Raw genomic sequence first — 26,682 nt, 5'->3', positions numbered from 1 at the left:
GTGGACCAACCGGCGATCATCAACGAGACGCTCGCCGACACGTACCCGGACGCCCGCTGCGAGCTGGACGTCCGCAACCCCTTCGAACTGCTCGTCGCGACCGTGCTGTCGGCGCAGTCGACCGACCGTCGCGTCAACGCCGTGTGCGCGGAGCTGTTCGCCCGCTTCCCCGATGCCACCGCACTCGCGGAGGCGAACCGGGAGGAGGTCGAGACGATCATCGGCCCGGTCGGGTTCTACCGGAACAAGACCACCGCGATCATCGGGCTGAGCCAGCGCATCGCCGACGAGTTCGACGGCGAGGTGCCGGGCACGCTGAATGAGCTCGTCACGTTGCCCGGGGTCGGGCGCAAGACCGCCAACGTCGTGCTCGGCAACGCCTTCGGCGTGCCCGGCATCACGCCCGACACGCACCTCATCCGGCTGGCCAACCGGTTCGGCTGGGTGGACAGCACCAAGCCCGACGTCGTCGAGCAGGCCGTCGGGGAGCTGTTCCCGCCGGAGGAGTGGGTGATGCTGTGCCACCGCGTGATCTGGCACGGCCGACGCTGCTGCCACGCGAGGCGCCCCGCCTGCGGTGCGTGCGCCGTCGCCCAGTGGTGCCCCAGCCGCGACATCGGCGAGCAGGACCCGGTCAAGGCCGCCGCGCTGATCCGCGAGCCGCGGAACTGACCGCAGGCGGCACCCGCCCGGTGGGGTAATCTCGCAGCACCATGAGGATCAGGTCTGCCGTCGCCGCGCTCTCCGCCGCCGTACTCCTCGCCGCGTGCACCCCCGGCGAGGGTGCCCCCAGCGTGTCCCCCACGCCCGCGCCGGACCTGGCCGCGCTCCGCGCAGAGTTCGGCCTCCCCGACTGCCCGGACACCGACCCGGACGCACAGCAGGTCGACGGCGGGCTCCCCCACACCGGACTGACCTGCCTCGGCAGCGACAAGACGGTCAACCTCGCGGGCCTCGAGCGCACGCCGACGATCATCAACGTCTGGGCCCAGTGGTGCGGCCCGTGCCGCGAGGAGGCGCCGTTCCTCCGGGAGGGCCCGGCAGAGCTCGACGGCGTGCGGTTCCTCGGCGTCGACTACAACGACCCGCTGCCCGACTGGGCCATCGAGTTCGCCGGCCTCGCGGGGTGGGACTACCCACACGTGATGGACCAGGACAAGACGCTCCAAGTGCCCCTGAAGATCCCCGGCATCCCGTCGACCTTCTTCATCGACGGCGACGGCCGGATCGCGGGCGTGCACGCCGGGCCGCTCGAGTCGACCCAGCAGCTGAAAGACCTGGCCGCGCAGTACCTGGGGGTCTCGTGACCAGCGAGCGCGTCTTCGGCCGGCTCCGCGACGCGCTCGAGCACCCGCAGGAGGTCCGCCAGATCGGCATCGACCGCACCCCACGCGGCGAGCGCTCCGCCGCAGTGCTGGCCCTCTTCACCGACGACGGCGACCCATCGCTGACCTTCATCACCCGCTCCACCACCATGCGCCGCCACGCCGGGCAGATCGCGCTGCCGGGTGGCGCCGTCGATGCCACCGACGTGGACCGGGCCCACACCGCGCTGCGGGAGGCCAACGAGGAGATCGGGCTCGACCCGGCCCACGTCACGGTCATCGGGCAGCTGCCCGCGCTGTGGGTGCCGGCGTCGCGCTACGACGTCACGACGGTGGTGGGCGCGTGGCCCGGCGGCGCCGAGCTCACGGTAGTCGACCCCCGCGAGGTGGCGGAGGTGCACCACTACCGCGTCTCTGAGCTCACCGCTCCCGAGACACGGGTGATGGGCCGGCACCCCAGCGGGTTCCTGGGCCCCTCGTTCGTCCTGGGCGACCAGTTCATCTGGGGCCTCACCGGGCACCTCGTCGACTGGGTCCTCGACCTGGCCGGCTGGTCACTTCCCTGGGACCGGGGCCGGGTCGCGGACGTTCCCGCTCGATTCCTGCGGGACTGACCTTCCCCAAGTGATGCGGCGCGCGGGGACGGGCCCCACGCGCCAAGCCTGCAGTTCGGTTCAGTGCCGGTTGACCGGCACCATCGTCAACCCTGATCCGGTGCTGTAGTTGACGAGCACGTCATACCAGGAGTCGATGTCGGGCCGCTGTCTCAGCAACGCCCTGCGCTCTCGCTCGGTCATCCCACCCCAGACGCCCCACTCGATCCTGTTGTCGAGGGCCTCGGCGAGACACTCGGAACGCACCGGGCACCCGACGCACACGGAACGAGCCCGTTTCTGGTCCTTGCCCTCTGGAAAAAGTGCGTCCGCCATGTCCCGGCACTTGGCCCGGAGCGTCCATTCACTAACCTCGGCGAGCGACATCAGCTGCCCTCCCTTGCGCAGTTTCGTCTTGTGCTTCGACCGTAGCGCATGTGCCACCGTTTGCAACAGGGGGGTCACCCTGTTGAGCCCCAAGTCAGGCGCGGGCCGGCCGGTGGATCGTGGGGTGCTTCGGGGCCTCACGTAGAATGCCGCACATGAAGTCTGCCTCCCTGGGCCAGAAGGGCTACTCCCTGCTGATGTTCTTCGCGGTGTCGCTGCTCTCGGGCCTCCTGCTCGCCGGGCTCGCCGTGCCGATGACAGCGCTCGCCAGCAACGGCATGAAGATGGCGGCCGAGTCGCTCGAGCAGTTGCGTGCCGAGTTCGAGACCCCGCCGCAGTCGGAGCGTTCCCGCGTCCTGATGGGCGACGGCAAGGTGTTGGCGACGTTCTTCGACGAGAACCGCATCTACGTGCCGCTCGAGGACATCTCGCTGTTCATGCAGCAGGCACAGATCGCCATCGAGGACCACCGCTTCTACGAGCACGGCGCGATCGACTTCCAGGGATTCGGCCGCGCGTTCGTCAAGACCCTCACGGGCGACAACCAGGGCGCGTCGACGCTGACGCAGCAGTACGTCAAGCTCGTGCGCGTCGAGACTGCCTCGATGAACAACGACCAGGAGGGCGTGCGCAAGGCGACGGAGGTCTCGCTCGAGCGCAAGATCGTCGAGATGCGCTACGCCATGGCCGTCGAGGAGAAGCTCACCAAGGACGAGATCCTCGAGCGCTACCTCAACATCGCGTACTACGGCGACGGCGCCTACGGCGTCGAGGCCGCCGCGCAGCACTACTTCGGGGTGTCCGCCAAGGACCTCGACCTGCCGCAGTCGGCGATGCTGGCCGGCTTGGTGCAGAACCCCGTCCAGACGAACCCCACCAAGTACACGCAGCGCGCGATCAACCGGCGCGACACCGTGCTCAACCGCATGGCGGAGCTCAACATCGTCTCCAAGGCGGAGGCAGCGGCGGCGAAGGAGACCACCTTCGACCCGGCGTCGATCAAGCGCACCCCCAACGGCTGCCTCGCGTCGCAGTTCCCGTTCCTGTGCGACTACGTGCAGCGCACGCTGATGAACATGCCGAGCATGGGCGAGACCGAGGAGGAGCGCCGCAACATGCTCAACCGCGGCGGCCTCACCATCCACACGCTGATCGACGCCGAGGCCCAGCTCGCCGCCGAGGCCGCCGTCGCCGCGCAGATCTCCCCGCTCGACCCCGTGTGGGGCTCCTCCGTGCTGATCCAGCCGAGCACCGGCCTGATCGTGGCCATGGCGCAGTCGCGGCCCACGATGGGCGCCGACGAGGCGGCCGGCGAGACGTTCAAGAACATCAACGTCTCCGGCGCGATGGGCGGCATCGAGGGCTTCCAGGCAGGCTCGACGTTCAAGGCCTTCACCGCGGCCGCCGCACTGGACCTCGGCATGACGCCGGACCAGAGGTACGACGCGCCGAGGGAACTCAAGATCGACGGCGAGACGTTCACCAACTGCGAGGGCCCGTTCAAGGTCCGCGCAGACCGCCCGGTCAGCAACTACGACCGTGGCTACGGCACCATCGACATGCGCAAGGCGATCGAATCCTCGGTCAACACCTACTTCATGCAGCTGATCCAGTCGGTGGGCATCTGCAACGTGACCACGATGGCGGAGAAGGTCGGCGTGAAACTCGCCAACGGCGACCCGATGGAGTCGCAGGCATCGTTCCCGTCGTTCACGCTGGGCACCGCCTACATCACGCCGCTGTCGATGGCCGAGGCGTACGCCACGTTCGCCAACCGCGGCATCCACTGCACGCCGATCATCCTCCAGTCGGTCACCACGAAGGACGGCAACAAGCTCGACGTGCCCTCCGCGGACTGCGAGCAGGTCATCCGCCCCGAGGTGGCCGACGGCGTCAACTACCTCCTGCAGGGCGTCGCCGCCAACGGCACCGGCCGCCGGGCCGCGCTGCGCGACGGCCGCGATGAGGCGGGCAAGACCGGTACCACCAACGAGAACAAGGCAGTCTGGTACGCCGGCTACACCCCCGAGATGGCGGGCGTGGCGATGATCGGGGTCGACACGGCCAACTCGTGGTGGAAGAACCACACGCAGACCGTCAAGGGCCGCATGCCCGCCAGCGGCACCTTCCTGGAGGGTTCGGGCAGCGGCGACGCGGGCCGGATCTGGAAGGCCGCCATGGCCTCGGCGCTGGCCGACAAGCCGAAGACGAAGTTCAGCGCTCCCACCACGGAGATCCTCGAGGGCGTCAAGGTGCCCATCCCCGACATCAAGGGCATGGGCTACAACGAGGCGAAGGAGACCCTGGAGGCCGCCGGCTTCACCACTCGCATCGAGCGCGTCTACTCCAGCCGCAGGGAAGGCGCCTTCCTGGGCATCTCCCCCACCGGTGAGGCCGTCAAGTTCTCCACCATCGTCATGCGCGTCTCCGCAGGCCCCGAGCCCGCTCCGGCTCCCGTGGCCACCCCGTCGACGCAGGCGCCGGCCACGGGCACGCCGGCAACGCAGCCTCCGGCAGGCCCTCCCGGTCAGGCCCCCGGTGGCCCTCCGGGCCAGGGCGGGGATGACGGCGACTGATGCCGTCGGTCGCCAAGGCCCTGGCCGCAGTCGCCGGCGCGGGGGCAGCCTGCTTGGGCTGGGGCCTCGTCGAGCGGGGGCTCTACACCGTCCGTCGCGTGACGCTCTACGTGCTGCCCCCCGGCTCCGATGAACTGAGGGTGCTGCACGTCTCAGACTTCCACCTGATGGTGGCCCAGCGCGGCAAGCAGCGGTTCATCGCCTCGCTCGCCGGGCTGGCGCCGGACCTGGTGGTCAACACCGGCGACAACATCGCCCAGGCGTCCGCTGTCCCCGCGCTCATGGGGGCGTTGGAGCCGCTGCGGGGGGTGCCGGGCGTGTTCGTGTTCGGCTCCAACGACTACCACGCGCCGCATTTCCGCAACCCCCTGAAGTACCTCACCCACGGCGCCTCCAGCAAGCACGGGGGCCGGCCCACCCCGCGCGACCTGCCCACCGACGAGCTGGCGGCGAGCCTCGAATCCCTGGGCTGGGTCAACCTCACCCAGCAGCGGGCGGTGCTCGAGGTGGGCGGCCGGCGTCTCGCCTTCCGCGGCACCGACGACGCGCACCTCGGCCGCGACGACTACGCCGCCGTCGCTGGCTCGCCCGACGCCGACGCGGCACTCAACATCGGCGTCACGCACGCGCCGTACCTGCGGCTGCTGGACGCGATGACCCGCGACGGCGTGGACCTCATCTTCGCCGGCCACACGCACGGCGGGCAGGTGTGCGTCCCGGGGTACGGGGCGCTGATCACCAACTGCGACCTCGACACCGCACGGGCCAAGGGGGCCTCGACGCACACCGTCGGCAGCCGCACCGCCCACCTGCACGTCTCGGCAGGGCTGGGCACCTCGCCGTTCGCCCCGTACCGGTTCGCGTGCCGCCCGGAGGTCACGCTGCTGAGGCTCCGCCCAATTCGCGCGGCAGGCTGACGTGCGCTAATCTATCCCTTGGCTCAAAAAGCCATCGGGGTGTGGCGCAGCTTGGTAGCGCGCGTCGTTCGGGACGACGAGGCCGCAGGTTCAAATCCTGTCACCCCGACCATGTGATGTCTCAGCACATCGGCCGGTTCAGGCCCCCACCCGCTGCCATTCAGCGGCGTGGCGGCGAGCGAAATCCTCCAAGGAGCGGGCATCCCTGCCCGTCACCGTCCGCACATCATCGGTGAGGCCCCCGGCCCGCCCCAGGCGCGCGACCGTGTAGATGGCGGTCGTGACGGCGACCATCCCTGCAGGCATGCCGAGTGTGCGGCGGGCGTGCGCCGCATATCGCACGGCGCTTGGGGAGCTGTAGGCGATGCGGCGGCCCAGGACCCGGCTCAGGATGCTGGCGACCTGGGCGTAGGTCAACGCTTCCGGCCCGGTCGGGGTCCACGCCCGATGGCGGTGCGCCCGCGGTTCCAGCAGGGCCGCCACCACGACGGCGGCCACGCCGTCGGCGTCGACGAATGCGGTGGCGCCCCGGCCGGCTGGGACCACCAACTCGCCCCGGTCACGGATGTCGCCCACATGGGTGAAGGTGAGGTTCTGCAGGAAGAAGGAGGGCCGCACGAACGTCCAGTCGAGCCCCGACCCGCGCAGCCATGCCTCGAGGGTGGCGTGCGGGACGACCCTGTTGCGTTCCGCGCCCTGCAGCGACAGCAGCACGACCTGCCGGACCCCGGCGGCTCGGGCACTCCTCCATCACTCTGATGCTTGTACGATACATGCATGCCTGCGCGCCATGACGACCTGATCCGGCTGGACGCCGCACTGCTGGCCCTGAGGCGGCTCACCAGCGCGCCCCCCGCGCTCCCGGGGCTCGACCAGGACGGCTCGCCGGTGGAGGTGTCGACCATGTTGGTGGCCGACGCCATCGCCCGCAGCGCCCGGGAGGATGGGTGCAGCATCAACGACGTCGCGCAGGCGTTGACGGTGGCCCACTCGACCGCCAGCCGGCTGGTGGATCGGGCGGTGCGGGCAGGTGTCGTCACCCGCAACCGTGACGCCGACCAGCGCCGCCGGGCCGTGCTGCGGCTCACCGATGGCGGTCGGCGCCTGCACGCCGAGGCGGTCGCCTTCCGGACCGGCCGGCTGGCTGCCGTCACCGCCGAGTGGTCACCCACCGACGTCGCGACGCTCACCGAACTTGTGGAACGGTTCGCGGCCGACGCCCATCCCCACCTCCCGACCGCAGGAAGGACCACACCATGAACATCGCCGTCCTCGGTGCCACCGGACGCACCGGCGTCCTGCTCGTGCACGAGCTGCTGACGCGAGGGCACCACGTCACCGCCCTGGCCCGGGATCCCGACAAGCTGCGCGGCGGTGCGGAGCGCGTCACCATCGTGACCGGTGACAGCCGGGACCGGGCGGCGTTGGCCCGGCTGGTCGGCGGCGCGAGCGCGGTGGTGTCGGCGCTGGGGCCGACGGCCAGGGAAGCCTCACTCCACACCGAGACGGCCCGGGCCCTCGTCGACGCCATGCACGCCGCCGGAGTCCGGCGCTTCGTGGGGGTGAGCGGCGCGGGCATCGACGTCCCCGGTGACCAGAAGACTGCCTCTGCAAGGACCATCTCCACGATCATCCAGCGGGTGGGCGGTGCGGTCGTCCGGGACAAGTCGGCCGAGTACGACGTGTTCGCCGGGAGCGACCTTGACTGGACGCTCGTGCGCCCGCCACGCCTGCAGGACGGCGCGGCCACCGGCAGGATCGAGCACGACGGCCACCGCTCCACCCGCTCCACGAGGATCACCCGCGGCGACCTCGCCGCCTTCCTCGTCGACGCACTGGAGCAGGACCTCTACGTGCGCGGGGCACCGTTCGTCGCCACCGCCCGCTGAACTCCCGTGGAGCGGCGGTCAGTACTCGCTGAACTCGCCGGAGTCGCCGCTGCAGAGCAGCCCGACGCCACGGGGCAGCCGGAGCGACGTGAACTCCGCACATTCGGGTGCCGCCTCGATGACCTTGGCCAGGCGCCACTGCCCGGTCTCCTGGTCCTCCACCCAGACGGCCTGGCCACCGCCACAGTCGGTGCTGATCGTGCCCAGGATGTAGCCGTCGGGATGCGTGCTCATCACGCTGATGCCCAACACCGTGCAGCCGTCGGTACCGGCCCCCTGCATCGCAGCTTCCGCGTAGTCGCCGAACGAAGCGGACGCGTCGTCCAGCCGCGACACCTCCGAGTAGGCCACGTTGTGGATGTGCAGGTCGACCCAGCCGTTGGTGGGCTCGAACCCGGACGGGCGGGCGCCCGCCATGGCGGTGTCGGCAGCCAGTTCCTCGGCCCGGGCGACCACCTCGGCGCGAGCCTGCGCCTCCTTGGCCTGCGCCTCGACCATGTCGGCGGCCGCTTGGTACTCGACCGGCTCGCCGGCCTCACCGACGGCGCTGGGCTCCGGGCTGGTGGGCGTCACCAACGACGGTGCCGTGTGGCGGGCCTGCGCCGCCGTCGTCACCATGGTCTCCGGAGCACATCCGGGCAAAAGCAGCAGCGCCATGGCGGGGGCTGCGATCCGCGCAGCCAGCATCAGTAGTCCTGCGCCGTACCGTCGGCGGCGAGGCAGCGCAGGCCCGGCGCACCCTCCGGGATGCCGTTGTAGGCCAGATCCGCACAGGGCACGGCGTCACCGAACTGGACGATGTAGTGCCAGGCGTTGTCCGTGATGCCCCAGACGACCTCACCTCCTGCGCAGTTGGACTCCTCCGTGCCGTACGCGAAACCGTCGGCGTGGACGCCGTGGAGGGTGACCTCCTGCGTCACGCAGCCGGTCTCGTCCTCGACGCCGACGCGGGTGGTGAGGAATGCGCGCAACGACTCGGGCAGATCCGTGGCCTTGATGATGTCGGCCCCGGAGCGCAACGTCAGGTCGAGCTTCGTCCAGGGGCCGCCCTCCTGCGGGGGCTGCTCCACCGGCGACAGCGTCGTCGTCGACTCCGCCGTCGGCGCCTCGACCGGCTCTGGCGATTCCGCGGCCTCCGACGACTCCGTCGGCGTGATGTCGATCTCGGCCGTGGGAGGGGGCTCGGTGGCCCCGGGCGTGGTCATGTCGACGGCCGGCGCCGTGGGGGACGGCGCGGCCGGTTCGGGGGAACACCCGCTCAGTGCCGCTACACATGCGAGTGCGCCCGTCAGGAAAACTGCCGTTCGCACCCCCCGACTGTAGCAGCGTGAGACAAAGTGTCTTCAAGTAGCAATGAAGAGATCGGCGTGACTATGGTGGAAATGGAAACGCTCAACGGAGATGCGTGATTCCATCCGCAACGAAGGGGACCCATGTCAATCGCAACCCAAGTTCACCGGAAGACACGAGCCGACCTGCCCGCCACGGGGACGGCGCCCACCCACCCGAGGCTGGTGGCCTGGCTCGACGAGGTCGTCGACCTCTGCCAGCCCGACGCCATCCACTACTGCGACGGCTCCGACGAGGAGTACGAGCAGTTGGTCACGGTGCTGGAGGAGGCCGGCACCGTCGTGCGGCTCAACGACGAGAAGCTGCCCAACTCCATCTACGCCCGCACGGACCCGGACGACGTCGCCCGCGTCGAGGACCAGACGTTCATCTGCTCGGAGGACGAGCGCAACGCAGGCCCCACCAACAACTGGATGGCGCCCGCCGAGATGAAGCGCGTGATGACCAAGCTCTACGACGGCTGCATGAAGGGCCGCACGATGTACGTGATCCCCTTCTGCATGGGCCACATCGACGCGAAGGACCCGAAGTTCGGCGTCGAGGTCTCCGACTCGGCCTACGTCGCGCTGTCGATGCGCATCATGACCCGCATGGGCGTCGAGCCGTTGAAGGCGATGACCGACACCGACGCCGACTTCGTGCCGTGCCTGCACTCCGTCGGCATGCCGCTGGAGGAGGGCGAGCGCGACGTCGCCTGGCCCTGCTCCGAGACCAAGTACATCGTCCACTTCCCCGACGAGCGGATGATCTGGTCCTACGGCTCCGGCTACGGCGGCAACTCGCTGCTGGGCAAGAAGTGCTACTCGCTGCGCATCGCCTCCGTCATGGCGCGCGACGAGGGCTGGATGGCCGAGCACATGCTGATCCTGCGCCTCATCTCCCCGGAGGGCCGCAAGTACCACATCGTGGCCGCGTTCCCGTCCGCCTGTGGCAAGACCAACCTCGCCATGCTGGAGCCCACCATCCCCGGCTGGAAGGTGGAGACCCTCGGCGACGACATCGCGTGGCTGCGCTTCGGCGACGACGGCCGCCTCTACGCCACCAACCCCGAGACCGGCTTCTTCGGCGTGGCGCCCGGCACCAGCTACGAGACCAACCCCAACGCCATGCGCACCATCGCCAAGGGCAACTCGATCTTCACCAACGTGGGCCTCACCCGCGACGGCGACGTGTGGTGGGAGGGCATGACCAAGGACAAGCCCGAGGACATCCTCGACTGGAAGGGCCGCCCCTGGAGCGGCTCGACCGGCCCGCAGGGTGGCCGCAAGGACGAGAAGGCCGCGCACCCCAACAGCCGCTTCTGCACGCCCATCGAGCAGTGCCCGATCCTGGCCGACGACTACCACAACCCGCAGGGCGTGCCCATCGATGCGATCGTCTTCGGCGGCCGCCGCGAGAACACCATCCCGCTGGTGACGCAGTCACGCAACTGGAAGCACGGCGTCTTCATGGGCGCCACGTGCTCATCGGAGACGACCGCCGCGGCCAAGGGCGCCGTCGGCGTGCTGCGCCGTGACCCCATGGCGATGCTGCCGTTCATCGGCTACCACGTGGCCGACTACTGCCAGCACTGGATCAACATCGGCAAGAAGGCCGACGAGGCCAAGCTGCCCAAGGTCTTCTACGTCAACTGGTTCCGCCGCGACGACGACGGCCGCTTCATGTGGCCGGGCTTCGGCGAGAACTCCCGCGTGCTCAAGTGGATCGCGGAACGGGTCGACGGGAGGGCAGAGGCCGTCGAGACGCCCATCGGGTTCATCCCCGCCGCCGGGTCGCTCGACGTCGAGGGCCTCGACCTGCCGGAGGAGGACCTCCGGGCCGTGGTGAGCTACAGCCCGCAGGAATGGCACGACGAGGTTCCCCGCATCGGCCGCTGGTTCGACACCTTCGGCTGGCGCCTGCCCCGCGAACTGGTCGACGAACTGCGCAACCTGGAGGTCGCCGTCGGGCGGGCACCCAGCTCCATGTGGTGAGCCCCATCCGGCCGGCTGATTGACGCAACCGTCGTTCAGGGGATCAGCGCACGAGCTGGAGGCCCTCCGCCACCTTCTGGTCTAGCGGCGACCAGTCCCCGACAGGGTTGTTCCTGAGGGACAGGAACGTCAGGTTCTCCAGGGCGGCGAAGGGGGAGACGTCGGTGACCTGATTGTCGTCCAGGTTGATCCCCTTCAGCAGTGGCAGTTCCGCGACGAACGAGGCGTCGCTCAAACCAGCGTTCATCGCCATGAACGTCTCGAGCAGGTCGAGCTCGGCCACGTGGGAGGCCCTCAGGCCGGTCACCGGTGCGTCGGGGCCGCCGATGAGCAAGTGTTCAAGCCCGGTGAGCGCGTTCAGGTCGGACAGGTCAGCCAGCGGGACCTGGTACAGGTTGATGCTTGTCAGCTCCGACAGCGAGGCGAGGGGCTTCAGCGACAGGGCCCCTGCGGTGTAGCGGCGTCCCTGGATGTCGAGTTCGGCGAGGTTCGTGGCCGCCTGGATGCCCTCGAGGTCCCGCACTGTGTAGCCGTTGCCTGTGACGCACTTGAGGGTCGTCAGCGCCTCGACCTCCGAGCGCAGGATCCGGTCGTGCCCCGTGCGCGCACGGACGCACTCGGTCAGCGAGTGGTCAGCGAAGCTGACCTCATCCCCCGGCTCGGTCGGCTCGGGAGACGGGGCGACGCTGGGTCTTCCGATCGGCACCTCGACCGCTGGGCGGTCGTCGGTGAAGCGGACGATGTTGTTGAACACCCACTGGTCCTGCCAACCGTAGACGCCCGCGGCGCGCTCTGCCTCGGTCTGGGTCACGACCGTGGCCAGGGCGTAGGAACGGCATCCGCGGCGGCCGGTGCGCTCGTTGTCGCATTCCGTCCGCCATTGGCGGCCGTCGGCCGCCGTCCAATGGCCCGGGTTGGCCAGCGGGTTGCTCCCCCACAGCTTCCGGGACGCCGGAAGATAGGTCAGGTTGTTGAACGCCCAGTCGGTCTTGCGGGTGAACGTGCGCTTCGTGGCATCCCCCAGCTGCTCGTAGGTGATGACGGTGGCCTTGATCTCCGTGCGGCAGCGGGTCGTCTGGGAGTACGGCTCGCACGCGGTGCGCCACTGCCTGCCGTTGACGACGTGCGTCCCCTCCGTGGTGTACACGTCGATGTCGGCCCGCGCCTGCCCGGCGGGCAGCGCGTGAGCCGGCGTGACCGCGAGGACCGCGGCGAGCAGGAGCTTGGACAAGGAACGCATGGTCTCCCCCAATGGATCGAGCGCCTCCATTGACGCTTTCGCAGGACCCTAGCAGCCCCCCTGGGAGCAAGGACGAACGGCGTCGGCGACCAATGTGTCTGGTCGCCTTCTCGTTGGGGCGGCGATTGACACTGCCTCCGCCTGGTGAGACCGTGCCCGCATGAGTGGTTCTGTGCTGGTGCAGGGTGGCCGGATCGTCGGCCTGGACGGCGAGGATGAGCGCATCGCCGACGTGCGCATCATCGATGGCGTGGTCACCGAGGTGGGCGAAGACCTGCCCGGGCGCGGCCAGGAGATCCTGGACGCCTCAGGGAGTTGGCTCATCCCGGGGTTGTGGGACAAGCACGTGCACTTCGGTCAGTGGTCGCGTTCGACCACGTGGATCGACCTCGCCGGCACGCTCAGCCCGGAGGATGCCTGCAGCCGGGTGGCGCAGGCCCTGGAGGTGCGCCACGACGGCGGCAGGATCAGCGTCGGCTTCGGCTACCGCTCCGCCGGCTGGGAACGAGTGGGAACAGTGGCGGAACTCGACGCGGTGTCGGGTTCGCAACCGGTGGTGCTGGTCTCGGGCGACGCGCACAACGGCTGGCTCAACACCGCGGCACTCGAGCGGCTGGGCGTGCCGGCACGCCGCGATCCCATGACCGAGAACGAGTGGTTCGAGACGCTGGCCCGGATGACCGCCATGCCCGAGCAGGCCGCCACCGTCGAGGAAGAGAAGGCCGCCGTCGCACACCTGGCCTCGCGCGGGCTGGTGGGCATCGTGGACCTGGAGTTCTCCGACGCCTTCCGCGACTGGCCCCGGCGGGTGGCCGCAGGCATCCGCGGGCTGCGGGTGCGGGCCGGGGTCTACCCACCACAGCTCGACGAGGTGCTCGACGCAGGCTTGCGCACCGGCGACGTGCTGCCGGGCGGTGACGGGCTGGTCACCATGGGGCCGCTGAAGATCATCAGCGACGGGTCCCTGGGCACCCGCACTGCCTGGTGCTGTGAGCCCTACCTCGGGTTGCCCGCCGACGATCCACACCCCTGCGGCCTGATCAACGTCGCCGGCGAGGAACTCGAGGCGCTGATGAGCAAGGCGCACGCGGCCGGGCTCCGGTTGGCCGTGCACGCCATCGGCGACCGCGCGAACCAGGCCGCGCTCGACGCGTTCGCCGCGACCGACGCCCGGGGCTCCATCGAGCACGCGCAGTTGCTGCGCCGCGAGGACGTGCCCCGGTTCGCGGAGCTGGGCCTGACCGCGAGCATGCAGCCACACCACCTCGTCGACGACCGCGACATGACGCAACGCTTGTGGGCCGACCGCGCCGACCGCACCTTCCTGGCCAAGTCGCTCCTCGACGCCGGCGCCACCCTCGCGCTGGGCTCCGATGCGCCCGTCTCCCCACCCGACCCCTGGCTGGGCCTGGCGGCCGCGGTGCACCGCAGCGGCGACGACCGCCCGGCGCTGCAGCCGGAGGAACAACTCACCGCCCGCGAGGCGCTGGCCGCGTCGGTCCACGGGCAGCGCCTCACCGTGGGCGCCCCCGGCGACATGGTGCTCCTCGGGGCTGACCCCTTGGCCGAACACGGGTCGACGGAGGCCACCGCTGCGGCACTGAAGTCGATGGAGATCGTCGCCACCCTCTGCGCCGGCGAGGTGACGCACGGGAGCTGACTCACCCTTCATGGCGCCAGGCTGGTGAGGATTCGCTTTGTCGGGGTGGGGGTTGTGGTGGTGCCTTTGTGGGTGCGGTGAGTCCGCGTGGTAGTCGACGGCCGAGGTTGAGTCGGCGGGGTGCTCGGCGTCGGCTGCCGTCCCGGTTCCTGCCCGGTGGCTGATCCGGCGAGTGTTCGTAGAGGATCGCGCGGAGTTGGAAGCGCCGGTGGAGTTTGGGTGTTCTGCCGGGGTCGATGTGTGTGGGTGGGGTGAACCAGGGCAGTCCGGTGTCGGGGTCGAGGTGGACGTGCCACTGCGATTCGGGTGACTGGTCGGGGTCTGGTTCGACCAGCCGGTGATGGTGGGGGCAGAGGAGTACGGCGTTGGCGAGGCAGGTGATGCCGCCTGTCCACCAGGGGACGATGTGGTGTGCTTCGCAGGCGCGGGGTGTGGTGGTGCAGCCGGGGAATGCGCAGCCCCCGTCGCGCAGGATCAGCGCGGTACGGATGGTGGCGGGGAACATCCGGTGGGCCCTACCCACATCCAACGGTTTCGAATCGGACCCCAGGACGACGGGGATGATGTCGGCGTCACACGCCAACCGCCGCGCATCCCCCGGGGAGAGCCCGTCGAGGTTCTCCGCGCCGATGACGCCCACCTTCCCCAGTCCGGTGATCAGGGTGTGGTAGTCGAGGGTGATGTGCACCTGGGGCCGGTCCCCACCGTGCGCGGGCAGGTTCCCGCCGGCGGCGGCGGTCTGGATCAGTGCCATGAACGCATCCGCGCGGCGCGTTTCCTTGTCGGGCAGTTCGTCGGCTTCCCGGTAGGACGACAGGGGCGGCTCCACTGCTTCGAGTTGCGCGCGGAGTAGTTCTGCTCTGGCGATGGGGAGGAGTCCGGTGATCTTCATCCCGCCGTGGTGGTCGGGGGTGATCCGCAGGAACCTGTTGCGCATCGCGCGACGGTCCTGCGCTTCGAGTTTCTTCTTCTCGTCTGCTTCGGCGCCGTCGGGGTCGACCATCTCGTACAGCTTGACCGACAGGGCGCGTAGTTCGTCGGGGCCCAGTTCGTGGGCGTGCCGCAGGATCGACTCCTGACACTTCTCGAGTTCGGCGCGGCCCAGGGAGACGGGCAGTTTCCGCAGCGCATGCACGATGGCCTGGACCTGCTCCAACGAGACCGTGCCGTCGCGCAACGCGGCGGCGATCAGTGGGAAGCGGCCGCCCAAGTCGAGCGCCAGCTTGAACGCGGCCCGCGACTGACCCGTATTCGCACGCACGGAGTTGCGCACGCCTTCGACGGTCATCAGGTCACCGGAAGTCCAGGCGTCCTCGAGGAGGTGGAGCTCCAGCCCGGCCAGTTGTGCCTTGGTTTCGGCGATCAGTTCGACCAGGCGGAGGCGTTCGGGCCGGCGGGCGCCGTCTGGGCTGAGGGAGGCAGCAGAATCCCACAACGCGGCCATCGCGCGTTGCAGCAACTCGACTGTCTCGTTCATGACCACTATTCTAAACGAACACGGGGTCAATATAGATGACGTTTGTCATCGACTCGTCAGCGTCTTTGGTGGGTGCTGGGTCGGCTGCGGCCGCCCTTCGTCGTGGCTCGCGTGCTTCCTTCGATTGATTCGCTCGTTCCTCGCGAACACTCAGGACAAGCGCAAGCTCGCACGGGCCACGCTCAGGGACCGTGTGCGGCCCTTCGTGGTGGCTCGATGCTTCCTTCGATCGATTCGCTCGTTCCTCGCGAACACTCAGGACAAGCGCACGCTCGCATGGCACGCTCAGGGAGCAATGTTCGTGCCACGCTCAGGGAACGGGCATCGGCGACATAATGGCCGCATGACCACGCTGCCGCACTCCCGCGTTCCGGACCCCATGACCGCTCCCCCACTGCGTTGGGGGGTGCTCGGCACCGGCTGGATCGCAGACCGCTTCTTCGACGCCGCCCACAAGCACACCCAGCAGCGCGTGGCCGCCGTCGGCTCCCGCACCCAGGCCAAGGCCGACGAGTTCGCCGCCCGCTTCGGGGCCCCGCGAGCCCACGGCAGCTACGAGGCGCTGGTGGCCGACCCCGACGTCGACATCGTCTACGTCGCCACCCCACACAGCGAACACCTGGCCAACGCGAAGCTCGCCACTGAGGCGGGCAAGCCGGTGCTCGTCGAGAAGGCCTTCACCCAGACGACGGCCGAGGCGCGTGAACTCCTCGACGCGGCCCGCGACGCCGGCGTCGCCGTCATGGAGGCCATGTGGACGCGGTTCATCCCCCACATGGACGTCATCCGCCAACTCCTCGCCGACGGCGCACTCGGCGACATCGAGACCGTCTTCGCCGACCACGGCCAGTGGTTCGCCGACGACGCCGACTCGCGGCTGTTCGACCCCGCCAGGGCTGGCGGCGCCATGCTCGACCTGGGCGTCTACCCCGTCTCCTTCATGCACTTCGCGCTGGGCGCGCCGGGCCGTTCCCTCTCCCTGGGCACCCGCGCGTTCACCGGGGTCGACCGCCAGATCTCGGCGGTGTTCGACGGCTTCGACGCCCACCCGGGCGCGAACGCGCTCATCACCACCACGTGCAAGTCCCTGACCCCCACCCGGGCGTTCATCGCCGGTACCAAGGCCACCGTCGACGTCCCCACGTTCTTCTACGGCCCCCAGCGGTTCACGCTGCGCACTGTCGACGGCGCGACGGTGTTGAGCGAGGAGCCGACGCTCGTCGCGCATGAGGGCCTGGCGTACGAGGCGGCGCACTTCGCGACGATGGTGGCCGAGGGCCGCGTCGAGTCCGAGCTGATGCCGTGGGACGAGACGCTCGCCGTGATGGGCACGATGCAGCAGCTCATCGACGGGTTGCCGCGCGCCTGACCGCCTTCACGATCTCCTCGTACACCAGCACGGTCAGGCCTGCGCCCACGGCGACGGCCCAGTGGATCCAGTCGAGCGACGTGGTGCCGAACGCGTGCTGCAGGAACGGCACCTGCACGACGGCGACCTGGGCGGCGGCCGCGCCGAGGATGGAGAGCCACAGCCACTTGTTGGTGAACAGGTGGTGGAAGGCGCTGCCCATGTCGGAGCGGGAGTTCAGGGCGTTGAACAGCTGCATCATGACCAGCGAGGTGAACACCGTGGTGCGGGCCACGTCGAGTTGCTGGTCGGTGCCGACGAGGTGCTCGAGGCCGCCGAGGAACCCGCCGGGTAGCGTGAGGTCGTAGATGACGAGGCTGGTGAGGCCCATCACCAGGCCGGTGCCAATGATGCGGCCCCACATGTGGCCGTCGATGATCCGCTCGTCATGGGCACGGGGCTTGCGGTGCATGACGTCGTCGATCTCCGGGTCCACGCCCATCGCCAGCGCAGGGCCGGAGTCGGTGACGAGGTTGATCCACAGGATCTGCGTGGCCAGCAGCGGCACGACGGTGGCGCCGGGGTTGCCGGGGTCCGCCAGGCCGATGAACGAGCCGAGCACCACGCCGAGGAACACCGTGGCGACCTCGCCCATGTTGGAGCTGAGGAGGTAGCGGATGAACTTCTTGATGTTGTCGAAGATCACCCGGCCCTGACGGACGGCGGCGACGATCGTGGCGTAGTTGTCGTCGCCGAGGATCATCTCCCCGGCCTCCTTGGTCACCTCGGTGCCGGTGATGCCCATGGCGATGCCGATGTCGGCCGACTTGAGCGCCGGGGCGTCGTTGACGCCGTCACCGGTCATCGAGACGATCTGCTTGTCGGCCTGCAACGCGTCGACGATGCGCAGCTTGTGCTCGGGCGAGACCCGGGCGTAGACGGAGGTGCGGCGGACGACGTCGGTGAGTTCACCGTCGGAGAGAGCGTCGAGGTCGCGGCCGGTGACGGCGCGCTGCGACGAGCCGTCCTCGATGATGCCGAGGTCGCGGGCGATGCGGGCGGCGGTGACGGGGTGGTCGCCGGTGATCATGACGGTCTTGATGCCGGCGCCGTGCGCCTCCGCGATGGCGGTGGCCGCCTCGTCCCGGGGCGGGTCGATGATGCCGACCACGCCGACCCAGACGAGGTCGTGCTCGGCGGACTCGTCGAAGCCGTCGCGGTCGGCGTCCTCAGCCTCCCGCCAGGCGACGCCGAGGGTGCGGTAGCCCTGCTCGGAGAGCCGCTCGATGGTGCGCGACAACTCGTCGCGACGCTCATCCGTGAGCGGCCGCTGCCCGCGGCCGACCTGCTCCTGCACGCACTTGCCGAGCAGCACGTCGGGCGCGCCCTTGGCGAACACGCGGTGCTGGTCCTCGCGGTGGCCCAGCACGGACATGAGCTTGCGGTCGGAGTCGAAGGGGGCTTCGGCGTCGCGCTCGTACCAGCCGACGCGCTCGGCGACGCCCTCCAGCTTGTGTTGCGCGACGAGGAACGCCGCCTCCGTGGGGTCACCCTGGATGCCCCATTGACCGTCGTCGCCCCTGCTCAGCTGCGCATTGTTGGCGATGACGCCGGAGGCGAGCAGACGGCGGGCCTCCGCCGCGGCCTCGTCCCCACCGTCGATCTCGACGTCGCCCTCGGGCGCATAGCCGGTGCCGGTGAGGCGCACCCGGCCCGACGCCGTGACGATCTCGCGCAGCGTCATCTCGTTGCGGGTCAGGGTGCCGGTCTTGTCGGAACAGATCACCGACACCGAGCCCAGGGTCTCGACGGAGTGGAGGTCCTTCATGACGGCGTTGCGGCGGGCCATGACCTGCACGCCGATGGCCAGGACCAGCGACAGGATGGCCGGCAGGCCCTCCGGGACGGCCGCGACGGCGAGCGAGACGCCCATGAGCAGGATGTCGACGCCCTCCTCGAGGCTGTCGACGCCGTTGACGAGCGCCACGGCACCCATCACCACGATGGCGATGACGACGACCAGCAGCCCGAGCATCTTGGAGATCTTCGCGATCTCCTGCTGCAGCGGCGAGGGGTCGCGCTGCGTCTCGTCGAGCAGCGTGGCGATGCGCCCCATCTCGGTGTCCATGCCGGTGCCCGTGACGACGGCGCGGCCCACGCCGCGCGCCACCGCGGTGCCCTTGTAGACCATGTTGACCCGGTCACCCAGTGGCACCTCGTCCGACAGGGGCGTGGCACTCTTCTCCACGGCCTCGGACTCGCCGGTCAGCGACGCCTCCTGCACGCGCAGCGACGAGGCGGTGAGGAGCCTGCCGTCGGCGCCCACGGCGTCGCCCTCGGACAGCACGAGGATGTCGCCGGGCACGATCTGCGAGGACGCGACGTCGGTGAGCCTGCCGTCGCGCAGGACCGTGGAGTGCGTGGCCGTCATGTCCGACAGCGCGGCGACGGCGTTCTCTGCCTTGTTCTCCTGCACGAAGCCCAGCACCGCGTTGGCGATGACGATGACCGCGATGACCAGCGCGTCGACCGGCAGGCCCGCCGCGCCCTCGGCGAACCAGGCCACGAGCGAGATCACGATGGCGGCCAGCAGCAGGTGGATCAGCGGGTCGGCGAACTGACGCAGGAAGCGCCGCCAGGCTGGCTCCGCCTCCGCGCAGCGCAACTCGTTGGGGCCGTACCGGGCGAGCCTTTCCGCCGCCTCCTCGGAGGTGAGACCACGTCCCGGGTCCACGGCGGTCTCGTGGGCCACTTCTTCAGCTGACCTGGTGTAGACAGGAGCCGTCATCGGCAACAACCCGCTTTCGCAATGTCCTTGTCCCTCCACCGTACCCCCGCCGATGTGGGGGCGGTCGGAGCCTCCTGTGACTACGCTGTGACTGTCGTCAGGCCCAGGGAGGAACCCGATGTTGCGCTCTCCGCTCCAGTGGTACGACGCCTACCTGTTCGACCTCGACGGGACGATCTTCCTCGGCGACGAACTCCTGCCGGGCGTCGAGCGGCTCATGGCCGAGCTGCGCGCACGGGGGCGGACCGTCAAGTTCCTGTCGAACAACGCCACGAAGGACCCGGCCCAGTACCGCGAGAAGCTGGCCGGGATGGGCCTGGAGGTGCCCGTCGAGGACATCGCCAACACCGTGGTGACCACGACGCAGTGGTTGGTGGCGCATCATCCCGGCGCGTCGCTGTTCGTCATCGGTGAGGAACCGCTGCAGCGGGCGTTGCGCGAGGCGCGTTTCCGTCTGACCGAGGACCCGGCCGAGGTCGACATCGTGGTGGCCTCCTACGACCGTGCCTTCGACTACCGCAAGCTGCAGATCGCGTTCGATGCCATCTGGTTCCACAAGCGGGCCTTCCTGATCGAGACCAACCCGGACCGGTACTGCCCGTTCCCCGGGGGCCGGGGCGAGCCCGACTGCGCGGCCATCACCGCAGCCATCGAGGCGTGCACCGGGGTCAAGTGCCAGGTGTCGCTGGGCAAGCCGTCGCCGCTGATGCTCGAGGCCGCGCTGGGCGGACACGACCTGGACCCGGGCCGCTGCCTCATGGTGGGCGACAGGCTGATGACCGACATCCAGATGGCGATCGACGCCGGCATGGCGTCGGCGCTGGTGCTCACCGGCGAGTCCACCGTCGACGACGTGCTGGCGCGGGAGGAACGGAGCCGGCCCACGTACGTCGTGGAACGCATCGACCACCTGTTGCCCACCCTCGCGCCGGGCGGCGGCGCCTAGCGCAGGAACAGCGCCTTGAGCCGCTTGGTGGCCACCGTGGTGCCCACGAGGATCATCACGCCGAAGTAGCCCACGTGCGCCCACATCGACGGCTGGATCAGCCCCGTCGTCAGCTGCCGGATCATGTCGACGGCGTGCCACAGCGGGAACGCCATGATGACCCACTGCACCGCCTCGGGATACACCGTGATGGGGAAGAACGTGGCGGAGAGCAGGAACATCGGCAGCATCACGAAGAACACGATGTCGAGGTGCTGGAACGACTTCATGTAGCTGGTGGCCGCCAGGCCGACGGAGGCGAACCCGAACGCCACCACCAGCGCCGCGGGGATGGCCAGCAGCGCCGTCCACGACAGGTTGAGGCCCAGCAGCGTGGTGACCACCATGAAGCCGCACGCGTAGAGCAGGCCGCGGAACAGCGCCATGAAGATCTCCCCCAGCGCCACGTCCATGGGACCCAGCGACGTGGACAGCATCTGCTCGTAGAGCTTGCCGTAGCGCATCCGGAAGAACACGTTGGTGGTGGAGTCGTACAGCGCGCCGTTCATCGCCGAGACCGCCATCAGCGCCGGCGCGATGTAGGCCGCGTAGGGCACGTCGTGGCCGTAGAACTCCACGGCGCCGATCAGCGTGCCGAGCCCGAGACCCATCGACAGCAGGTAGAACACCGGCTCGAAGAACCCCGACAGGATCACCAGGTAGTTGTTGCGGGCCACCACGCGCATGCCTCTGGCCACGACGGAGCGGGTGTTGCCGCGGTAGACGCCCCGCAGCGCCTGCGGCACCCTGACTTGGCGGGGTTGCGTCCCGGTGCTCACTGGTCCAGCCTCCTGCGGAAGTGCCGCACCGACAGCACGCCGCCCACCACGGCCATCGCCGTCAGGAACCCCACGTGCAGCAGCGCCCTCCCCAGCGTGAGCGGCGCGCCGTACAGCGCCGTTCGCCCCAGTTCGACGGCGTGCCACAGCGGGGAGGCCCAGCCGATGGGCTGCAGGTACACCGGCAGCGTCTCCAGCGGGAAGTACGTGCCGGAGAACAGCGTGAGCGGCACGATGATGAACCGCTCGATGAAGCTCAGTTGGCCCCGCTCGTCCTTCTGCGTGGACACCCACGCCATGACGCAGAACCCCACCGCGACGGCCAGCAGCAGGCCGACGGGCAGCAACAGCAGCACGCCCCACCAGCGCCCGATGCCGAACACCAGCAGCGCCAGCAGGTAGAACGCCACCATGGGGATGACGCGCACCAACACCGCCGCCTGGAAGCCGCCGGCCATCTGGCCCGGCGTGATGGGGCTCAGCCGCATGGCGTTGAACAGGTTGTTCCACTTGAAGCCGCCGAACACGCCGAAGGTGTTCTCCTGCGACGCCACCTGCATGGCGCCGGCCAGCACCAGCGCGGGCGCGACGAAGGTGAGGTAGGGCACGCCGTCGATGCCCTTGCCGTCGTCGACGAGGACGCCCAGCCCGGCGCCCAGGCCCAGCAGGTAGATGAACGGCGAGCCGATGCCGGTCATCAGCAGCGTGCCGAGGTAGGCGCGCATGTGCAGCACCCACTGCTCCACCACGGCCCACCAGCCCATGCGGGCCACGACCCGGTGGTCTGCGCTGAGGCGGGTGTCGATGACGGGCTTGTCCGTGACGAGGCTCATTCGACCAGGCTCCGGCCGGTGAGGCGGAGGAACACGTCCTCCAGCGATGAGCGGCGCACCAGCGAGGTCACCGGCTCGAGCCCCCGCTCGACCACCTCCTGCAAGGCGTGTTCGCCGTTGTCGGCGTAGATCAGCACCCTGTCGGGGAGGAGTTCCTGCCGCTGGCCGATGCCCTCGAGCCTGCCGGCGGCGGCCTCGTTGCGGGCGGAGCCGAACCGCACCTCCAGCACCTCGCGGGTGGAGTACTCGCGGATGAGGCCCTGCGGCGAGCCCTCCGCGACGATCCGGCCCTTGTCGATGACCACGAGCCGGTCACACAGCTGTTCGGCCTCGTCCATGAAGTGGGTGGTGACAACCAGCGTGACGCCCTCCTCCTTCAGCCGGAACAGGCGGTCCCACAGCACGTGCCGGGCCTGCGGGTCCAGGCCGGTGGTGGGTTCGTCGAGCAGCATCACCTTGGGGTTGTTGATCAGGCCGCGCGCGATGGTGAGGCGACGCTTCATGCCGCCGGAGAGCCCGTCGACCCGGGCGGTGCGCTTCTCGCGCAGCTGCGCGAAGTCGAGGAGTTCCTCGGCGCGCGCCTTGACGTAGGCGCGGGGCAGCCCGAAGTAGCGGCCGTAGACGTAGAGGTTGTCGATGACGCGCAACTCCTCGTCGAGCAGGTCCCCCTGGGGCACGATGCCGAGCTGCGCGCGGATCTCCGGCCCGTGCCGGTTGGTGTCGAGGCCCAGCACGCTGAGTTCGCCGTCGGAACGGGTGGAGGTGGCCGCGATCATCCGCATGGTGGTGGACTTGCCGGCGCCGTTGGGGCCGAGGAAGCCGAAGGACTCGCCGGGCGCGATGTCGAAGTCGATGCCGTCGACGGCCGTGAAGCTGCCGTAGCGCTTCGTCAGCCCGCGGGCGGTGATCACTGGAAGGGGCACCCCTGCAACCTACAACCTGCCCCGGACAATCCCCGGCCCGTCAGGCGGGCGGATCGGCGAAGGCCTTGGCCAGGGCGATCATGCGGCCGCGGAAGTCGTCGGAGGCCGGCGCGTACCGGGCCGCCCACACGGCGTTGAGCACCAGCCGGACGAACGTCCAGGCGTAGGCGCGGTCGAGGTCGAGGCCCGCGCCGTCGGCGACGACGTCGGCGCGCAGCCGCACGTGCGCCCTGTGGTTGTGCGCGCGGGCCGCGACATCGGCGCGGTTCCACACCACCGGCGCCACCGCGTACTCCCATTCCCCGATGACGGGCTTGGGGTCGATCGCGAGCCAGTCGCCGCGCGCCGGGCCCAGCGGGGCGAGGACGTTGGCGTCGTGCAGGTCCTCGTGCACCAGCCGGCCGGGCGGCGCCTCCGCGAGGAGGTCGTCGAGGGTGCTGAGCGCCTGCTCCGCGAGGCGGGGAGGGACGCTGCGGTGGGCGTCGGCGAGCTGCCCGCGCCACCGTGGTGCCTTGTCGGCGACCGTGGGGAACTGGGGCGAGCCGGCGCGGTCCAGGCTGCGGAACAGCCCGCCGATCACCTCGCAGGACTCCAGGACCGAGACCGTGGTCAGCGGCCGGGTGGCGTCGAGCCGCTCCAGCAGCAACGCATCCGCCGCCGGGTTCGCCGAAAGGAGCCGCACGGCACCTCGGCCGTCCCAGTGGCGCAGCGCGAGGTGCTCGAGGTCGGCCTCCACGTGCGGCCAGGTGAACTTCGCGACGGCGGGGGCCCCGTCGTGGACCACCGGCAGGACCAGCGCGTTCTCGCCGTGCAGTGGGTCGCCGTCGGGCGTCAGGCCCCAGCGGGCGAGGTGCTCGTCGACCAGCTTGGGCAGCCGCGCCAGCCAGGCGTCGCCGTCGACCGGCCGCGCGCTCAGCTCGTCCGCTGGGCGACCGGCGATCAGCGCGCGCAACGTTTCGGGGATCACCCATCCACCGTAGTGGGACGCGGAAGGGGGCGGGCCGCCGCAGCGACCCGCCCCCTCCTACCAGCGTTACTTGATCGTGGCGGAACGGTTGCCCGACGTGCGGGTCACCTGCACGACGGAGGGCCGGGGCGCCGCGACCTTGTCGCCCACCTGCACCGGGCCGCCGGCCGGGAGCTGGTCGGGCCACAGCGAGGTGTGCGCACCCCAGCTGCCGTCCTCACCGGGGTGCTGCACGGCCACGAAGACGGAGTCGTCGCGGTCGTGGATGACCGGGCCGCAGGTCTCGGCGTCGCGGGGCACGGCGAGGAACTGCTCGACGCGACCGCGGTTGGGGCCGTCGACGGTGACCTTGTGCAGCGCGTCGCACAGGCCGAGCGTGCCGGGCTGGCCGTCGGTGGAGATCCACAGGTTGCCCAGCGAGTCGAACGCGATGTTGTCGGGGCACGAGATCGGCGAGACCTTGTCGGCCGGGTAGCCGGAGAAGTAGGTGCGGGTGGACCGGCTCGGGTCGCCGCACAGCATCAGGATGTTCCAGCTGAACGTCTCGGCGGCGTGGTCGTTGCCGGCCTCGACCATCTCGACGATGTGGCCGTCACGGTTGGCGGTGAGCGGGTTGGCCTCGTCGACGGCGGTACGGCGCGAGTTGTTGGTCAGCGCCAGGTACACCTTGCCGGTGACCGGGTTGGTCTCGAGGTCCTCGGGGCGGTCCATCTTCGTCGCGCCGACGCGGTCCGCTGCCAGGCGCGTGAACACCAGCACCTCCTCGGTGGACATGCCCGGTACGAGCGACTCGGTGCCGCGCACCAGCGGGACCCATTCGCCGTGGCCGTCGAAGGCGCCGTCGGCGGGCAGGTCGCCGTTGCCGGTGATCTCGGCGGCGGGCGAGTTGCCGTGGTAGCGGGCCACGTACAGGGTGCCGTCCTCGAGGAGGCGCTTGTTGTGCTCCTTGTCACCCTCGATGAACGTGCGCGACGACACGAACTTGTAGACGTAGTCGTGGCGCTCGTCGTCGCCGGAGTAGACGACGGCCTGGCCCGACGGCGCGAGCACGCAGGTGCCGGCCTCGTGCTTGAAGCGGCCCAGCGCGGTGTGCTTCACCGGGGTCGAGGTGGGGTCCTCGGGGTCGATCTCGACGATCCACCCGAAGCGGTTGCCCTCGTTGGCGTACTCCGCGTTGCGCAGGTCGAAGCGGTCGTAGACGGTCTCCCAGCCACGGCCGGTGGCGCCCGAGCCGATGCCGTAGCGCGCGTGCTCCGGCGAGCCGTTGCCGCGGAAGTACTGGTTGAAGTTCTCCTCGCCGGAGAGCACGGTGCCCCACGGCGTGGTGCCGCCGGCGCAGTTGTTGAGGGTGCCCTCCACGACGGTGCCCGTGGGGTCGTCGGCGGTCTTGAGCAGGTCGGAGCCGGCCGCCGGGCCGGAGACGGCGAACGGGGTGTGGCCGGTGATGCGGCGGTTGCGGCGGCCGGCGCGGACGTAGCTCCAGGGCTGGCCCTGCTTGTCGCGCTTGAGGTCGACGACGGAGAAGCCGTGCGCGGCGAGCGCGACGTCGACGACCTCCTTGGGGTTGGCCGCGCGGAAGGCGTCGGAGAACATGATGTTCTCGTTGGTGTACTCGTGGTTGCACACGAGGTAGCCGGAACGGTCGTTGCCGCCGTCGGAGATCACGTTGAGGTAGTCGCAGTTGTAGCCGAACTGGCGGGCCTGCGCGACACCGGACTGGTTCTCGACGTCGAAGTCGGGCGCGTCGGCGAAGATCGGGTCGCCCCAGCGGATGATCGGGTCCCAGCGGTAGCCGCGGGGCACCGTGACGGTGTCGACGGTGCGCGGGACGGGCGCGATCGCCTCGAAGGGCAGCTTGCCGCCACCCAGCGGGAAGGTGCCGTTGTCCGCGGCGGCGGTGCCTGCCGTCACGTGCGAGACCACCAGGGCGCCGGTGATGCCGGCGGCGCCACCGAGGGCCGCGCGACGGGAGAACACGGCGGAGACGATGTCGCGGAACGACTCGTTGTCGCTGGTGTTGGGCTCAGGGTGTGAGCAGGCGTTGCCGCACTTGAGGTCACAGGTGATGGGCGAGCGGTTGCCGCGGGTGTGGCCGAGCATGGGAAGCAGGCGCTTCATTTCGATGTCCCCTCTGGTGGTAGGCGATCGGGCACAGCCATCCCATCGGACCCGGTTGGCAGGAGTCCGCCGCTCAGGTGACCTTTGGATGAACACTTGGCGACGACGTCGTCACCTTCGGCTGGTATGCCGCCCAGTTGTAGGCTCGCCGCCATGCACATCGACGCGTTCCGCGAGCTGCCGCTGGACCGCTCCCCCGGCGCGGCGCCGCTGCCCGTGCAGGTGGCGGCGGGGATCCGCGAGTTCGTGGCGCTCGGCTCACTGCTGCCGGGCGAGGCGGTGCCGTCGACACGCGCCGCCGCCGCCGCCCTCGGCGTCTCGCGCGGCACCGTCGCCGCCGCCTACGACCAGCTCGTCGCCGAGGAATACCTCGTCGCGCGCGACCGCTCCGGCACCGTCATCAACCCCGACCTGCGCTCGTTGCCGGCCCCAGCCGTGAGCAATTGGATGGGGTCACCGTCGCGACACGCCGAAAAACGGCCCGGCGGATTCAATCGGTGGGTGCAACACCAACTAGTTTGGCCAGTTTCTCAGCAGGGGTCTCGTAATCCAAG

Annotated in this window: 24 protein-coding genes and 1 tRNA gene; 13 read left to right on the top strand and 12 right to left on the bottom strand. The window is 69.9% G+C overall.

What is annotated here, in order from left to right:
- The 3 genes from nth to ABEA30_RS02055 are packed head-to-tail and all read left to right on the top strand — an operon-like array spanning position 1 to position 1,939.
- A complete protein-coding gene (gene nth / locus ABEA30_RS02065; RefSeq protein WP_345578242.1) occupies positions 1-672 on the top strand; it encodes an endonuclease III in 672 nt (223 codons plus the stop codon).
- 41 nt (positions 673-713) lie between these two features.
- Positions 714-1,307, top strand: coding sequence for a TlpA family protein disulfide reductase (locus ABEA30_RS02060; RefSeq protein WP_345578239.1), 594 nt, complete (start codon positions 714-716; stop codon positions 1,305-1,307).
- Positions 1,304-1,939 (top strand): NUDIX hydrolase, encoded by a 636-nt coding sequence (locus tag ABEA30_RS02055; RefSeq protein WP_345578236.1) that lies wholly within the window; start codon positions 1,304-1,306, stop codon positions 1,937-1,939. The genes ABEA30_RS02060 and ABEA30_RS02055 overlap by 4 nt, the downstream gene beginning before the upstream one ends.
- A gap of 60 nt (positions 1,940-1,999) precedes the next feature.
- On the opposite strand, the gene ABEA30_RS02050 is transcribed toward ABEA30_RS02055, so the two are convergent.
- A complete protein-coding gene (locus ABEA30_RS02050) occupies positions 2,000-2,305 on the bottom strand; it encodes a WhiB family transcriptional regulator (protein ID WP_345578233.1) in 306 nt (101 codons plus the stop codon).
- Positions 2,306-2,460: 155 nt separating this feature from the next.
- Between ABEA30_RS02050 and ABEA30_RS02045 the strand changes: the two genes are divergently transcribed.
- From ABEA30_RS02045 to ABEA30_RS02035, 3 genes are all read left to right on the top strand, one after another.
- The gene (locus ABEA30_RS02045; protein WP_345578230.1) at positions 2,461-4,881 is read left to right on the top strand and encodes a transglycosylase domain-containing protein; all 2,421 of its coding nucleotides are present in this window, start codon (positions 2,461-2,463) and stop codon (positions 4,879-4,881) included.
- Positions 4,881-5,798 carry a metallophosphoesterase gene (locus tag ABEA30_RS02040; RefSeq protein WP_345578227.1) on the top strand — a complete coding sequence of 306 codons (918 nt, stop codon included), beginning with the start codon at positions 4,881-4,883 and terminating at the stop codon, positions 5,796-5,798. The genes ABEA30_RS02045 and ABEA30_RS02040 overlap by 1 nt, the downstream gene beginning before the upstream one ends.
- Before the next feature lie 35 nt (positions 5,799-5,833).
- Positions 5,834-5,910, top strand: a tRNA-Pro gene (locus ABEA30_RS02035).
- A 26-nt stretch (positions 5,911-5,936) separates the two neighbouring features.
- Here ABEA30_RS02035 and ABEA30_RS02030 read toward each other — a convergent pair.
- A complete protein-coding gene (locus ABEA30_RS02030; RefSeq protein WP_345578224.1) occupies positions 5,937-6,512 on the bottom strand; it encodes an NmrA family NAD(P)-binding protein in 576 nt (191 codons plus the stop codon).
- Between the two features lie 63 nt (positions 6,513-6,575).
- Here ABEA30_RS02030 and ABEA30_RS02025 point away from each other — a divergent pair, with 63 nt between their 5' ends.
- Positions 6,576-7,058 (top strand): MarR family winged helix-turn-helix transcriptional regulator, encoded by a 483-nt coding sequence (locus ABEA30_RS02025; RefSeq protein WP_345578221.1) that lies wholly within the window; start codon positions 6,576-6,578, stop codon positions 7,056-7,058.
- Positions 7,055-7,687 carry an NAD(P)-dependent oxidoreductase gene (locus ABEA30_RS02020; RefSeq protein ID WP_345578218.1) on the top strand — a complete coding sequence of 211 codons (633 nt, stop codon included), beginning with the start codon at positions 7,055-7,057 and terminating at the stop codon, positions 7,685-7,687. Before ABEA30_RS02025 ends, ABEA30_RS02020 begins: the two co-directional genes overlap by 4 nt.
- Positions 7,688-7,705: 18 nt before the next feature.
- Here ABEA30_RS02020 and ABEA30_RS02015 read toward each other — a convergent pair whose 3' ends face one another.
- On the bottom strand, positions 7,706-8,374 hold the full coding sequence (locus ABEA30_RS02015) for a hypothetical protein (RefSeq protein ID WP_345578215.1): 669 nt from the start codon (positions 8,372-8,374) through the stop codon (positions 7,706-7,708).
- The gene (locus ABEA30_RS02010; RefSeq protein ID WP_345578212.1) at positions 8,374-8,997 is read right to left on the bottom strand and encodes a hypothetical protein; all 624 of its coding nucleotides are present in this window, start codon (positions 8,995-8,997) and stop codon (positions 8,374-8,376) included. Before ABEA30_RS02010 ends, ABEA30_RS02015 begins: the two co-directional genes overlap by 1 nt.
- A 123-nt stretch (positions 8,998-9,120) precedes the next feature.
- Between ABEA30_RS02010 and ABEA30_RS02005 the strand changes: the two genes are divergently transcribed.
- Positions 9,121-11,010 (top strand): phosphoenolpyruvate carboxykinase (GTP), encoded by a 1,890-nt coding sequence (locus ABEA30_RS02005; protein ID WP_345578209.1) that lies wholly within the window; start codon positions 9,121-9,123, stop codon positions 11,008-11,010.
- Positions 11,011-11,053: 43 nt separating this feature from the next.
- Here the strand turns inward: ABEA30_RS02005 and ABEA30_RS02000 are convergent, their stop codons facing one another.
- Positions 11,054-12,250: a leucine-rich repeat domain-containing protein gene (locus ABEA30_RS02000; protein ID WP_345578206.1), complete on the bottom strand. Its 1,197-nt coding sequence runs from the start codon at positions 12,248-12,250 to the stop codon at positions 11,054-11,056.
- Positions 12,251-12,410: 160 nt separating this feature from the next.
- Here ABEA30_RS02000 and ABEA30_RS01995 point away from each other — a divergent pair, with 160 nt between their 5' ends.
- Positions 12,411-13,910, top strand: a complete 1,500-nt coding sequence (locus ABEA30_RS01995; RefSeq protein ID WP_345578203.1) for an amidohydrolase — start codon at positions 12,411-12,413, stop codon at positions 13,908-13,910.
- Between the two features lies 1 nt (position 13,911).
- Here ABEA30_RS01995 and ABEA30_RS01990 read toward each other — a convergent pair whose 3' ends face one another.
- Entirely contained in the window at positions 13,912-15,387 is a 1,476-nt protein-coding gene (locus tag ABEA30_RS01990) for an HNH endonuclease signature motif containing protein (protein ID WP_345578201.1), read from the bottom strand.
- 343 nt (positions 15,388-15,730) lie between these two features.
- On the opposite strand from ABEA30_RS01990, the gene ABEA30_RS01985 reads away from it, so the two are divergent.
- Complete coding sequence (locus ABEA30_RS01985) at positions 15,731-16,756, top strand: Gfo/Idh/MocA family protein (protein ID WP_345578198.1); 1,026 nt, start codon at positions 15,731-15,733, stop codon at positions 16,754-16,756.
- Here ABEA30_RS01985 and ABEA30_RS01980 read toward each other — a convergent pair.
- Complete coding sequence (locus ABEA30_RS01980) at positions 16,731-19,523, bottom strand: cation-translocating P-type ATPase (protein WP_345578195.1); 2,793 nt, start codon at positions 19,521-19,523, stop codon at positions 16,731-16,733. The two genes, ABEA30_RS01985 and ABEA30_RS01980, sit on opposite strands and share 26 nt — an antisense overlap.
- 118 nt (positions 19,524-19,641) lie before the next feature.
- On the opposite strand from ABEA30_RS01980, the gene ABEA30_RS01975 reads away from it, so the two are divergent.
- Positions 19,642-20,469 (top strand): HAD-IIA family hydrolase, encoded by an 828-nt coding sequence (locus tag ABEA30_RS01975; RefSeq protein ID WP_345578192.1) that lies wholly within the window; start codon positions 19,642-19,644, stop codon positions 20,467-20,469.
- Here ABEA30_RS01975 and ABEA30_RS01970 read toward each other — a convergent pair.
- The 5 genes from ABEA30_RS01970 to ABEA30_RS01950 form a co-directional block, all read right to left on the bottom strand.
- The gene (locus ABEA30_RS01970; RefSeq protein ID WP_345578189.1) at positions 20,466-21,287 is read right to left on the bottom strand and encodes an ABC transporter permease; all 822 of its coding nucleotides are present in this window, start codon (positions 21,285-21,287) and stop codon (positions 20,466-20,468) included. The genes ABEA30_RS01975 and ABEA30_RS01970 overlap by 4 nt on opposite strands.
- The gene (locus ABEA30_RS01965; protein WP_345578186.1) at positions 21,284-22,120 is read right to left on the bottom strand and encodes an ABC transporter permease; all 837 of its coding nucleotides are present in this window, start codon (positions 22,118-22,120) and stop codon (positions 21,284-21,286) included. Before ABEA30_RS01965 ends, ABEA30_RS01970 begins: the two co-directional genes overlap by 4 nt.
- The gene (locus ABEA30_RS01960; protein ID WP_345578183.1) at positions 22,117-23,043 is read right to left on the bottom strand and encodes an ABC transporter ATP-binding protein; all 927 of its coding nucleotides are present in this window, start codon (positions 23,041-23,043) and stop codon (positions 22,117-22,119) included. Before ABEA30_RS01960 ends, ABEA30_RS01965 begins: the two co-directional genes overlap by 4 nt.
- Positions 23,044-23,083: 40 nt before the next feature.
- Positions 23,084-24,010 (bottom strand): aminoglycoside phosphotransferase family protein, encoded by a 927-nt coding sequence (locus ABEA30_RS01955; protein WP_345578180.1) that lies wholly within the window; start codon positions 24,008-24,010, stop codon positions 23,084-23,086.
- Positions 24,011-24,076: 66 nt separating this feature from the next.
- Positions 24,077-26,128, bottom strand: coding sequence for a PhoX family protein (locus ABEA30_RS01950; protein WP_345578178.1), 2,052 nt, complete (start codon positions 26,126-26,128; stop codon positions 24,077-24,079).
- Between the two features lie 153 nt (positions 26,129-26,281).
- Here ABEA30_RS01950 and ABEA30_RS01945 point away from each other — a divergent pair.
- Positions 26,282-26,682: winged helix-turn-helix domain-containing protein (locus ABEA30_RS01945; RefSeq protein ID WP_345578174.1), on the top strand; the 401-nt coding region annotated here is incomplete at its 3' end.

The sequence above is a fragment of the Tessaracoccus lubricantis genome, assembly GCF_039544535.1.
GTDB lineage: Bacteria > Actinomycetota > Actinomycetes > Propionibacteriales > Propionibacteriaceae > Arachnia > Arachnia lubricantis.
Note: the sequence above shows the minus strand (reverse complement) of the source record. Positions and strands in the feature narration are given on the sequence as shown.